This window comes from Amycolatopsis sp. NPDC004625 (assembly GCF_040609695.1).
Lineage (GTDB): Bacteria > Actinomycetota > Actinomycetes > Mycobacteriales > Pseudonocardiaceae > Amycolatopsis.
Genome location: NZ_JBEXKX010000022.1, coordinates 113,852 through 126,258, shown reverse-complemented (window position 1 = coordinate 126,258; position 12,407 = coordinate 113,852). Strand labels below are relative to the sequence as shown.

Annotated in this window: 7 protein-coding genes; 5 read left to right on the top strand and 2 right to left on the bottom strand. The window is 72.7% G+C overall.

Annotation, left to right across the window (positions count from 1 at the left end):
* Window positions 1–6: 6 nt before the first annotated feature.
* Entirely contained in the window at window positions 7–1,479 is a 1,473-nt protein-coding gene (locus ABZW17_RS25095) for an FAD-binding protein (RefSeq protein ID WP_354818759.1), read from the bottom strand.
* Between the two features lie 232 nt (window positions 1,480–1,711).
* Between ABZW17_RS25095 and ABZW17_RS25090 the strand changes: the two genes are divergently transcribed.
* Genes ABZW17_RS25090 through ABZW17_RS25070 form a run of 5 tightly spaced genes read left to right on the top strand, consistent with a single transcriptional unit; the run spans window position 1,712 to window position 9,678 of the window.
* Window positions 1,712–2,503 carry a hypothetical protein gene (locus ABZW17_RS25090; RefSeq protein ID WP_354818756.1) on the top strand — a complete coding sequence of 264 codons (792 nt, stop codon included), beginning with the start codon at window positions 1,712–1,714 and terminating at the stop codon, window positions 2,501–2,503.
* A 34-nt stretch (window positions 2,504–2,537) separates the two neighbouring features.
* Window positions 2,538–3,959 carry a methyltransferase gene (locus ABZW17_RS25085; RefSeq protein WP_354818753.1) on the top strand — a complete coding sequence of 474 codons (1,422 nt, stop codon included), beginning with the start codon at window positions 2,538–2,540 and terminating at the stop codon, window positions 3,957–3,959.
* Window positions 3,946–6,705, top strand: coding sequence for a condensation domain-containing protein (locus tag ABZW17_RS25080; protein WP_354818750.1), 2,760 nt, complete (start codon window positions 3,946–3,948; stop codon window positions 6,703–6,705). Before ABZW17_RS25085 ends, ABZW17_RS25080 begins: the two co-directional genes overlap by 14 nt.
* The gene (locus ABZW17_RS25075; RefSeq protein WP_354818747.1) at window positions 6,702–8,438 is read left to right on the top strand and encodes a non-ribosomal peptide synthetase; all 1,737 of its coding nucleotides are present in this window, start codon (window positions 6,702–6,704) and stop codon (window positions 8,436–8,438) included. Before ABZW17_RS25080 ends, ABZW17_RS25075 begins: the two co-directional genes overlap by 4 nt.
* A gap of 10 nt (window positions 8,439–8,448) precedes the next feature.
* Window positions 8,449–9,678 (top strand): cytochrome P450, encoded by a 1,230-nt coding sequence (locus tag ABZW17_RS25070; RefSeq protein WP_354818744.1) that lies wholly within the window; start codon window positions 8,449–8,451, stop codon window positions 9,676–9,678.
* 185 nt (window positions 9,679–9,863) lie between these two features.
* Here the strand turns inward: ABZW17_RS25070 and ABZW17_RS25065 are convergent, their stop codons facing one another.
* Window positions 9,864–12,275 carry a glycoside hydrolase family 3 C-terminal domain-containing protein gene (locus ABZW17_RS25065; protein WP_354818741.1) on the bottom strand — a complete coding sequence of 804 codons (2,412 nt, stop codon included), beginning with the start codon at window positions 12,273–12,275 and terminating at the stop codon, window positions 9,864–9,866.
* Window positions 12,276–12,407 lie beyond the last annotated feature (132 nt).

Genomic DNA, 12,407 nt, shown 5'->3' with positions numbered 1-12,407 from the left:
CCGGGGTCAGGGCAGCCGCACGGAGAACGGGTTCCGGAACACGTCGGCCGGGTCCCACCGCGCCTTGACCCGCTGCAGGCGCGGGTAGTTGTGCTGGTGGTAGAGCTCGTGCCAGGCCAGCCCGGAGGAGTTCCACCGCTCGTCCTGCACGTCGAAGTCCGGGTTGTTCACATAGGACCCGTTGGTGCGCTCGTCCGGCACCGGCACGCCACCGGTTGCGGCGTAGACGTCGGCGTAGCACCCGCGCAGCCACGCCAGGTGCGGCTCGGCCTGCTCGGAGGCGTCCCAGTGGGTGGAGTAGACGAGCTTGAGGATCGAGTCGCGCTGCGCGATCGCGGTGTCGGTGGGCGACAGCGCGTTCATCCGGCCGCCGCAGCCGACGAACATCACGCCGGCGCGGTGGTTGCCGTAGTCCTCGCGCAGCAGGTGCGCGTACAGCTTCGCGGCCTGCTCGTCGGTACAGCGTTTCCGCAGGTCAGCGGCCTTGATCTTGAAACTCAGCGTGTGGTCGCCGCTGTCGGCGATGCCGCCCCACGACGTCGAGTGCAGCCACGGCAGCTCCTGGCGGCTGCTCAGCGCCGGGTCGACGCCGAGGTCACGGCGGATCGCGGCAACGTAGTCGTCGAGCAGGGCGGCCGCGTTCGGCGCGGCACTGTCGATCTGTGTCGACATGGCGACGAACTGGGACGCGCGCGTCCCGCACCACAGGCCGCTGTAGAGGTCTTCGTACGGCGAGCCGGGGTCGCTGTTGCGCTCGTACCACTCGCCGTGGTTGCGCAGCAGGCGTGTGAAGGCGGCTTCGTCGAGCGTGTCCCACACCCAGACGTCCTGCTGCACCAGCAGGCGGGCCGGCGGGGTGGGCAGGAGGTCGCCGGGGGCGCCGGTCGCGCCGGGGATGCGCAGCCAATACCGCGTCACGACCCCGAAGTTGCCGCCACCGCCACCGGTGTGCGCCCACCACAGGTCGTGGTTCTCGTCGCCGGGATCGCTGGTCGCGACGACCGCGCGGGCGGTGCCGTCGGCGTCGGCCACCACGACCTCGACCGCGTACAGGTGGTCGGAGACGTACCCGAACTTCCGCGACAGCGGGCCGTACCCGCCGCCCGCGATGTGCCCGCCCAGGCCGACGCTCGGGCAGGAGCCGGCCGGGATCGTGACGCCCCAGCGCTTGTAGAGCGTCCGGTAGGCCTGGCCCACGGTCGCGCCCGGCTCGGCGAAGAAGGCGTCACGCTCGGCGTCGAAGCCGATCCGGTTCAGTTCGGACAGGTCGAGGACCACCTGGACGTCCGGCGCGCCGACCATCGCCTCGACGCAGTGGCCGCCGCTGCGGACGGCGATCCGCCGTCCCTCGCGCACGGCGGCGCCGACGGCGTCCACCACCTCTTCGGTGGAGGTCGGCACGCAGACGTAATCGGGTTTGCCGACCCAGCGCTGGTTGACCCCGCGCACGAGATCGGCGTACCGGGCGTCGTCCGGCAAAACTGTTACCGCACCCATCGATCGCCCTCGATCCCCAGTTATTTCATCGTCGCCGAACACTACGGCGACGCCGCCGGCCACTCCAACCCCTAACCCCCCGGAACCGCTGCTCACCAGCATCTTGCTTAGGGGCGCGCTAGGGGTTACCGGCCCGATCCGCCGCTGCTAGCTTCAGCGTGCGGAAATCTTTGTTCTGCCAGACTGTGCTGATGAAAAGACAGGGCGGGAAATCGTGGCCGAACTCCATTCATGGCATCCGATCGACGAAAACGCGGACGACAGGGAAGTAATCATCACGGTTGATTTCACGGTCACCGGACGGCCGGAAGCGGGGTTCGCCGAACTCGCGAAGCACCTCCAGACGCCGTACGGCATCTGGGAGAGCCTGCCGCCCGCCGTCGGCGACGAGACCGGGATGACCGGCGACGACTACCTCGACCGCTGGACCGGCGAGCTGCGCGCGAGCGGCGCCGAGGTCAAGGCGGTGTTCGGCTACTGCGCGTCCAGCGTGTTCGCCCTCGCCATCGCCGAGCGCATCGCGACCTGGCAGGCGAAGCCGCGGGTGGTGCTGTTCGACCCGACCGCCGCGACCGGGTTCACCGTGCTGCACTACGGCTTCTTCCGCGTGGTGGACGCCCTCGCGGCCGTGCTCACCGAGGACGAGGTGCGGCAGGCGCACGCCGCCGGCGAGGCCGCCCAGCGCACCCACGACGACCTCGAGACGCTCACGAAGGAGTTCGTGCGGCTGTACCGCGAGGTCGGCACGACGGCGTTCGAGCGGGTCGAGCTGGACGCCGACCGCGCCGAGGAACTCGTCTCCTGGTTCCGCAGCTACATGACCTACCTGGTGGCCGCCTCCCAGGTCACCCTCACCGGCGACCTCGACGGCGTCGACGTGATCCGCTCCGCCGAACTGCCCGGCGCGCTGGAGATCGGCGCGCGCGAGACCCGGTTCGACATCGACCACTCCGGCCTGCTGAGCCAGCCGGAGGTCGCGCAGGCCGTCCGCGGCCTGCTCCCCTGACCCGCCCCTCCCGGAAGACCAAGCAGGAGAGCTGATGCCGACGTCACCGACCGGTCTGGGCACCGGCACGGAAAGCCAAGCCGAAGCCGCGCTCGCCGGGCACCCCGGGGTCGCGCGGGCCAGCGTCACCCGCGAACGCGGGACCGGGCGGCTCGTCGCCCACGTCGTGCCGCGGGACCCGGTCGCCGAAGCCGGCGACGACCGCGCGCGCGTCGACGAGTGGCAGCTCATCTACGAGTGGGTCTACGGCGAGCTGCCCGAAGCCGGCGGGCTCGGCGAGAACTTCGTGGGCTGGCACAGCACCTACACCGGGCTGCCGATCGAGCTCGCGCAGATGCGGGAGTGGCGGGACGCGACCGTCGAGCGGATCCGCGCGCTGCGGCCCCGCCGGGTGCTGGAGATCGGCGTCGGCACCGGCCTGCTGATGGCCCAGGTGGCGCCGTCCTGCGAGGAGTACGTGGCGACGGACTTCTCCGCGACGGTGATCGAGACGCTCACCGGGCAGGTCGCCGCCGACCCCGCGCTGGCCCACGTGCGGCTGCACAACCGCGAAGCCACCGACTTCTCGGGGCTGCCGCCGGACCGCTTCGACACCGTGGTGATCAACTCCGTCGTCCAGTACTTCCCCGACATCGGCTACCTGGCCGACGTGCTGCGCCAGGCGGCCGCCCTGGTCGTGCCCGGCGGTGCGGTGTTCGTCGGCGACGTCCGGAACCTGCGGCTGCTGCGGGCCTTCCGCACCGCGGTGCTCGCCGAGGAGCTGGCCGCGGCGCCGGACCAGGCACGCGAGCTGGTCGAGAACAGCGTCCTGGAGGAGAAGGAACTGCTCGTCGACCCGGACTTCTTCCCGGCGCTGGCCGCCACGCTGCCCGGGATCGCGGCGGCGGACGTCCGGCTGAAGCGGGCGCGCCACCACAACGAGCTGAGCCGGCACCGCTACGACGCCGTGCTGCGCAGGGAACCCGCGGAGACCGTCGAACCGGCCCACACGCTGGCCTGGGACCCGGCCGCGCTGGAGACGCTGCTGAGCGACACCCGGCCGCTGTCCGCGCGGATCACCGGCGTGCCGAACGGCCGGGTCGCCCGCGAGCTGGCCGCGCTGGCGAAGCTGGACACCGGCACCGCGCCCGCCGCGGTGACCGCGCCGGACCCCGAGGACCTGCACGAGATCGGCCGCCGCCGGGGCTACCACGCCGCCGTGACGTGGTCGGCCGAAGGCCCCGGCCTGGTCGACGTCGTCTACACCCGCGAGCCGGTCGCCGTGCCCGCTTCGGCCGCCACGCCCGGGCTGCCCTTCACCGCCTACGCGAACGCGCCCTCGCGCGCCGCGAAGACCAGCACGTTCGTCGCCGAGCTGCGCGCGTACCTGGCCGCGCGGCTGCCCGCCGAGGCGGTTCCGCACGCCTTCGTCACCGTCGAAGACCTTCCCGAAGGGACCGGCCATGCCGACCGCTGAGATTCCGGCGACCCGCAAGGAAGAAGGGCTCTGGCTGCTCGAACGGCTGGTGCCCGGCGAAGGCGTCAACAACGTGCCCGGCGTCGCCCTGCGGGTGGCGGGCCGGCTGGACCGGGCCGTCCTGCAGGAGGCCGTCGCGCGGCTGGTGCGCCGGTACGACGCCCTGCGGACGGTGTTCCACGCCGGCGAAACCCGGCTCACCAAGTCGGTGCTGACGTCGGTCCCGATCCACCTCGAAGGCGCGGAGTGCGCCGACGTCGAGGCGGGGTTGCGGGAGCTGATCACGCGACCGTTCACTTTGGACGGATCGCCGCTGCTGCGCGTCGGCCTGTACCGCGGCCCGGAGCACGACTCGGTCGGCGTGGCCGTGCACCACCTGATCTTCGACGGCACGTCGATGTCGATCTTCCTGGAGGACCTCGCCGCCGCCTACGACGCCGTGCTCGCCGGGGACCTCCCGGACGCCGGTGCGCCCGTCCCGCTCTGGCCCGAGTCCGAGCCGAAGCCGGCGAGCCTCGCGTTCTGGCGCGAGCACCTGCGGGACTTCGATTCCGGTGGGCCCGGCCTGTGGTGCGGCGGCCAGGAGAGCGCGCAGCCGACCCTGCGCGGCGAGCAGCTCGTCCGGCCGTTCTCCGCGTCCGCGAAGGACGTCGTCACCGCGCTGCAGAAGGAACTCAAGGCCCCCGACGTCGTCGTGCTGCTGGCCGCCTACTACCTGCTCCTGCACGCCCACGGCGCCGGTGACGACTTCGCCGTCGGCTTCCCGGTGAACGTCCGCAGCCAGCAGGCGCAGCGCGCGATCGGCTACCACGTCAACATCGTGCCGCTGCGCGTGCGGATCGATCCCGCCGAGACGTTCCGGACGTTCAGCCGCCGGGTGCGGGACCTGTTCTTCGAGGCGATCGCGCACGCGGACGTGCCGATGGACGTGCTGCTGCCGGAGGTCGAGCGCGCCGGTTCGTCCTGGCGCACCACGATGTTCCGGCACGTGTTCAACTACCTGCCCTTCGGCGGGCGGGCGGCCACGAGCATCGGCGGCGCGCCCGCGGAGGTCGTCGAAATCGACCCGGGGCACAGCAAGTTCGACCTGGAGTTCGTCATCCTGCCCTCGGCGGAGGAGAGCCGCGTCAAGGCGGTCTACGGCGCCGAGGTGCTCGACCGCGGCGAGGTCGAGCTGCTGCTGGAGCGCTACGACGCCCTGCTCGTCGCGGCGGCGAGCGCGCCGGACCGGCCGCTGCGCGAGCTGGACGGCTGGGGCGCCACCGACCACGCCGTCCTCGACACGCCGGGGAACCCGGCCGGCACCGGCACCGTCCTCACCGCGATCGCCCGGCACGTCACGGAAAACCCCGGCGCGCCCGCGATCGTGACCGGGGAAGGCACCACGTCCTACCGGGATCTCTGGCGCGCCGCGGCCGCGGTCACGACCCTGCTGGCCGACGGCGGGACCGGGCCGGGTGACGTCGTCGCCGTGACCGCCCCGCGCGGCCCGGACCTCGCGGCCGCGGTCCTCGGCAGCTGGCTGGCCGGGGCCACCGTCACGACCTCGCCTTCCGCGGCGAAACGCGTGCTGGACGCCGAGGAAATCTCCTACGCCGTCACGGTGACCGTCGATCCGGACCCCTCGGCGGTGTCCCCGGACGGCCGGGCGCTGCCCGGCGTGACCCACCGGGAACTCGCCGACTCCGTCCGGCCGGTCCCGGTGGGTTCCCGGCCGGTGCTGTGGCTCTCGGCCGCCGTCCCGGAGCTGGTCCTGGCCCTGACCAACGGCGTGGCGCTGGTCGTGGCGCCGGACGCGGCCCGCACCGACGGCCACCTGCTCGCCGGGCTGCTCACCCGGCACGACATCGGCGTCGTGCACGCCACCCCGCTCGGCTGGGCCCGCGTGGCCGAGCAGCTCGGCGAGGCCGTCGGCGGCCGCACCGCGCTGGTCGGCGCCGAACCCGCGCCCGCCCCGCTCGTCCGCACCCTGCGGGCGCTCGAAGCCGACGTCCACACGGTGTTCTCCGCCGGGGGCCGCTGGGTGCTCGCCGACGGCGTGCCCGTCCCGGGCCTCGACGCCGACGTCGTCGCGCCGGATGGGCGACGGCTGCCGTTGGGCGTGCGCGGCGAACTGCGGCTGGGATCGGCGACCGGCGTGCTCGCGCACTGGCGTCCCGACGGGTCCCTGCACGTCCACGGCCCGCTCGACCGGCAGCTGACCTCCGGCGGCACCCGCGTCGACCTGGCCACCGTGGAGGACGCCCTGACCGCGTACACCGACGTCGTCGCGGCCGCGGTCACCCCGCGGCCCGGCGCCGAGGACCTGGTCGCCGTCGTGCAGGCGCCGGACAAGCCGCAGCTCGCGGCCGACCTGGCCCGGCACGCCGAGGCGGTCCTGCCGCCGCGGGCGCGCCCGGCCCGGTACCTGCGGGTCGACGCGCTGCCCGAGACGGCCGCGCACGAGGTGGACCGGGCCGCCGTCGCCGAGCTGGCCGCCACGGCCGGGCCGCCGCCGGAGGCCCCCGCCGAGGCCGCGCCCGACGCCACGACCAGTGCCGTCGTGGCGATGTTCGCGGAACTGCTCAAGCGCGCCGACGTCACCCCGGACACGAACTTCTTCGCCGGCGGCGGGCATTCGCTGCTGGCCGCCCAGCTCGTCCAGCGGATCCAGAAGCAGACCGGCGTCCGGCTCAAGCTGTCCGCCGCCTTCGCCCACCCGACGCCGGCCGCGCTGGCCGAGCTGATCAGCGGGAGCACCCGATGACCACGTCCTCCACCCCGTTCGAGCGGGCCGAAACCATGCACGGCCTGTTCGAGTGGTGTGCTTCGCGGTGGCCCGGCCGCACCGCGCTGCACCACCGCGGCCACGACACCACCTACCGCGAGCTGGCGGAGCTGGCCGACGCCTACGCCGCCGAGCTGCAGGCCCGCGGCGTCGAACGCGGCTCGATCGTGCCGGTGCTGCTGCCCCGCTCCCCCGAGCTGTTCGCGACGCTGCTGGCGGTCCTCAAGTGCGGCGCCGCCTACGCCGCGCTCGACCTGCGGTGGCCGTCGAGCAGGCTGTCCGACCTGATCGAGCACCTCGGCGGGCCGGTGGTCGCCGCCGAACGCGGTACCCCGTGGCCGTCGGTGTGGTCGCCACCGGCGCAACCGATCCTCGGCGCCAGGCCGGCCGCGGTCGACGTCGGTGCCGACGACCCCTGCGCGGTCTTCTTCACCTCCGGGACCACCGGGACGCCGAAGGGCGTGGTCACCGCCCACCGCGGCAACGTCCGGCTGTTCGACGACTGGCTGTTCACCCCGCTGGACTCCGGCGCGGTGATGCCGCAGGCCCTGGCCGCGACCTGGGACGCCTTCGGCCTCGACTCCTGGGGCGTGCTGTTCAACGGCGGCACGCTGGTCCTGCTCGAAGACACCCTCGAACTGGCGACGAAACTGCGTGACCTGATCACGATCCACGGCGTCACCACGATCTTCCCGCCCACCGCGGTGTTCCACAGCATGGTCGACAACGACCTCGACGCCTTCGCCGGCCTGCGCGCGGTGGGCACCGGCGGCGAGAAGCTCTCGGCGCGGCACGCGGCCCGGTTCGTCGAGGCGTACCCGGACATCCCGCTGTACAACATGTACGGCCCGGTCGAATCGAGCGTCGCGGCCACCTGCCACCGGGTGCGCCCCTCCGATGCTCCCGAGGTGCCGCTCGGCGTGCCGCTGCCGCACACGCAGGCGTACCTCCTCGACGGCGACCGGCTCTCCGACGCCGGCGAAATCTGCCTGGGTGGCCGGGGACTCGCGCTGGGGTACTTCAAGGACGAGGAACTCACGGCGCGGAAGTTCGTCACGATCGCCCTGCCGTCCGGGCCCGAGCGGGTCTACCGCACCGGCGACCTCGGCCGCCGGAGCGCCGACGGCCTGCTGCACTTCGAAGGCCGCGCGGACCGCCAGGTCAAGATCCGCGGCCACCGCATCGAACTCGACGACGTCGAGCACAACGCCGGGCGCGCGCCCGGGGTCGGCGCGTGCGCGGTGGTGCCGGTGACCGGGGCCGACGGCGCGTACGAAGACCTCTGCCTGTTCTACACCGGAACGCCGGCCGAGGACGAGCTGCGGGCCGGGCTGGCCGAGCGGCTGCCCGGCTACCTGGTGCCCGCGCTGGTGCAGCGGCTGGAACGGCTGCCCGTGCTGGAGGACCGGAAGGTGGACCGCCGCGCGCTGACCGAACTGGCCGGCCGCCTGCGGACGGCGGCTGCGCCGGTCGAGGACCTGCCGCTGTCGGAGACCGAGGCGGCCGTGGCGGAGATCCTGCGGGAGATCATCGGCGTGCCGTCGATCGCCGCCGACGTCTCGTTCTTCCGGCAGGGCGGCAACTCGCTGTCCGCCGCCCAGCTGTGTTCCCGGATCAGCCGCGACCTCGGCGTCAAGCTGCGGATCTCCCAGGTCTTCGAGGCGCCGACCGTGCGCGGGGTGGCCGGGCTGATCACCGCCGGAAAGCCGTAGGAGGAAAGCCATGCCGGTCCAGTCGGCCGAGGACATGACCACGCAGATGCGGGTCCTGTGGACCCTCGGCGAACTCGGCGACCCCCTGGCGCTGCTGTTGCGCGGCCCGGAGGATCCCTACCCGCTCTACGAACGGATCCGCGCGAAGGGCCCGCTGCACCGCAGCGAGCTCGGCGCGTGGACGACGGTCGACCACGCGACGGCCGCGACCGTGCTGCGCGACCGCCGCTTCGGCGTGCTCAAGTCCGACGGCACCCCGATCAGCCCGGTGATCACGACGTTCGACAACTCGATGCTCGGCGTCGACGGCGCCGACCACGGGCGGCTGCGGAAGCTGGCGACGCCGTTCCTCAGCCCGAAGGCGATCGCCGGGTTCCGCGACCGGCTCACCGCGATCTGCCACGAACTGCTGGACCGCGTCGACACGAGCCGCGAGTTCGACCTGATGACGACGTTCGCCGACCTCATCCCGGTGACGGTGGTCGCGACCGTCTTCGACATCCCCGAGCCGTTCCTGAGCCGGTACCTCGAGCACGGGCCGAAGTTCGGCACGATCTTCGACGAGATCACGTCGGTGGAGCACATCACGGCCGTCCAGCGGTCGCTGGACGAGCTCGACGCGCTGTTCACCGAGCTGATGGAGCTGCGCCTGGCCCACCCGGGCGACGACGCGGTCAGCAAGCTCCTCACCGCCCGCCGCGAGGACCGGCTGTCGACGCACGAGCTGGTGTCGCTGTGCCAGCTGCTGACCCTGGCCGGCGCGGAGTCGACGGTGAACCTCATCGGCGTCGGCGTGAAGACCATGCTGGAACGGCGTGACCAGTGGGAGAAGCTGGTGGCGGACCCGGACCTGGCGCCGCAGGCGGCACAGGAGTCGCTGCGGTTCGAGGCGCCGGTCCAGCAGTCCAGCCGGGTGTCCACTGAGGACGTCACGATCGGCGGCACGGTCATCCCGGCGGACACCGCGGTGGTGGTCCTGACGGCGGGCTGCAACCGCGACCCCGCGGTGTGGTCCCGGCCGGACGTCTTCGACATCACCCGCCCGACGACCCCGGACAACCTCTCGTTCTCGGGCGGCTCGCACTACTGCCTGGGCGCGCCCCTGGCCCGTCTGGAGGCGGACGTGGCGTTCCGCGTCCTGGCCACCCGCCTGCCGAACCTCCACCAGACGGGCCCGGCCGACCGCCGCCGCTCGGCCATCATCCGCGGCCTCCGCCACCTACCGGTGACGAACGGCTGACGAGAAACCAGAAACGGCCGGTGCCCCACAGGGCCCCGGCCGTTTCCACGTGTCCAGCGGGGCATCACCCGTGATCGGACAGGCATCACGCGTGCGCCAAGGGGCATCACCCGTGATTGGCGGGGCATCAGCCCCGATGCCCCGCCAATCACACGTGATGCCCCGCCAGACACACGTGATGCCTCTTAGCGCACGGCGATCCGGGTGGCGAGCGGGAGGGACGTGGCGGACGAGCCCACCTGCACCGCGCGGGTGCCGGCTCCGCGCTTCCACGCCTTCGCCGTTGTGTCCCAATAGGACAGTTGGCGTGGGTCGACGTGGATCGTCAGCGTCCGGTAGGCGCCCGCGGCCAGGGTCACCTTCGCGTAGCCGCCGAGGGCCGTCGACGGCTGGGGGGCCGTCACGTCCGGGCTCGGGCCGACGAACACCTGGGCCACCTCCGTGCCCGTGCGGGTGCCCGTGTTCCGCACCGTCACCTTCACGTCGAGGCCGCCGTCGGCGGCGTTGGCCGCCGTCAGGCCGCTGTAGGCGAACGTCGTGTACGAAAGACCGAAGCCGAACGGGAACAGCGGGGCCGTCTTGTGCCCCGCGTACCAGCGGTAACCGACGTTGACGCCCTCGGTGTAGGCGACCTGGCCGTCCTGCCCGGGGTACAGCCCGGCGCCGCCGCTGACGAGCGTGTGCGCTTCGTCCACCGGGAACGTCTGCGTCAGCTTGCCCTGCGGGGTGACGTCGCCGTACAGCAACGCCGTCGTCGCCTCCGCGCCCTTCTGGCCCGGGTACCACATCTCCAGCACCGCGGCCGTCTTGGCCAGCCACGGCATCTTCACCGCGGACCCGGTGTTCAGCACCACCACCGTGCGCGGGTTGGCCGCGGCGACGGCGTCGATCAGCTCGTCCTGGTAACCCGGCAGCGAGAGATCCGGCCGGTCGAGCCCTTCGGAACTGTCGTCGTAGGCGAACACCACCGGCGTGGTGGCCGCCTTGGCCGCCGCCACCGCCTGGGCGATCTTGGCCTGCGCCCCGGCCGGGGTGATCCAGTGCAGGTTCACCTTCAGCGGGTTGACGAAGTCCGCGAACCCGTACAGCAGCAGCGTGTGCGGCCCGGCGGTCAGGTGCACGGTGATGCCGGTGTAGCCGCCCGCGATGGAGTCGCCGAACAGGCCGCTCGCCGTCCCGTCCACCTGGAAGAACCCGCCGCCCCCGGTCGACTGCAGCTGGATGCTGTAGTCCCCTTCGCCCGGCGCGGTGACCGTGCCGTTGTAGAACACGCCTTCCGCGCCCGCCGGCAGGCCGCCGCCCTGGGTGAACGCCGGCGACAGCGCGTCGGCCGGCACGACGTCACCCGCCGGGTCGTAGCCCGGGGTGTACGTCGTTGTGCTGCCGGCGCGCTGCCTGATCAGGTCCACCGGCGCGGCCGGGGTGGCGGACGGCAGCACGTGCGAACTGCCGCCGCCGTTGAGCTTCGGCGTCTTCGCGTTGTAGCCGATCACCGCGACCTTGCCCGACCGCGCGGTGCTCAGCGGCAGTGCGGACTTTTCGTTGCGCAGCAGGACCGCACCCGCCTGGGCGACGTCCTGCGCGGTCGCCGTCAGCCCGGCGAGGTCACGGGCCGGGCGGGCCGGGTTGTCGAGCAGGTGGAAGCGGTCCAGCTGGCCGAGGATGCGCCCGACGGCGGTGTCCAAAGCGGACTGCGGGATGGTGCCCGCGGTGATCGCCGCCTTGAGCTGGTCGCCGAAGTAGGTCCCGTCCGGCATCTCCTGGTCGAGGCCCTGCGGCAGGCTGCCGGGCGTCAGCGACATCCGCCAGTCCGACATCACCCAGCCCTGGAACGCCAGCTGCTCGCGCAGGATCCCGGTCAGCAGGTCGGGGTTCGCGCAGGCCGACGGCCCGTTGAGGTTGTTATAGGAGCACATCACCGCGCCCGCGCCGGCCTTGACGGCGGCCTCGAAACCGGGCAGCTCGACCTCGTGCAGCGTCTGGTCGTCCATCAGGACGTTGATCGTCTGCCGGTCGTTCTCCTGGTTGTTGCCGGCCAGGTGCTTGACGACCGGGATGGTGCCCTGGCCGGCGATGCCGCGCACCTCGGCGCCGGCCAGCCGCGACGTCAGCAGCGGGTCCTCGCTGAAGGTCTCGAAGTTCCGGCCGCCGTAGGGGATCCGGATCGTGTTGACCATCGGGGACAGCAGCACGTCGGTGCCCAGCGCGCGGGCTTCGCGGCCGACGCCGGCGCCGTAGCGGGTGGCGAGGGATTCGTCGAAAGTGGACGCGAGCGAGACCGGCGCCGGCATGACGACCGACGGCTTGTCCACCCGCACCCCGGCGGACCCGTCGGTCAGCCGCAACGACGGGATCCCGAGCCGCGGCACGCCGGGCACGTACCCGGCTTCGCCGACGCTGTTCGGGTCGTTTCCGCCGTGCACCAGGGAAAGCTTCTCGTCGAGGGTCAGCTCGCCGACGAGGCTCCGCACCTTCGGCGAGAACTTCGCGGCCGGGTCGGCCGCGGCGTCGGACGCCGCCAGACCGGACGTCAGCAGCACGCCGGCGAGGACGACCGCCGCCGCGCGCGGCCGCGCCCGCAGAAGATCATTACGCATAGTCACCCCAGAAACCCGCGAAAGGGTCGCCCCCGCCGCATGTTGGTCCGATCGACGACCAACCTAGGTGACTACTGCACGGACCGTAACCCCTGTCTTGACCAGCGCGGACAAGCGCTCCCGGTGCACTCC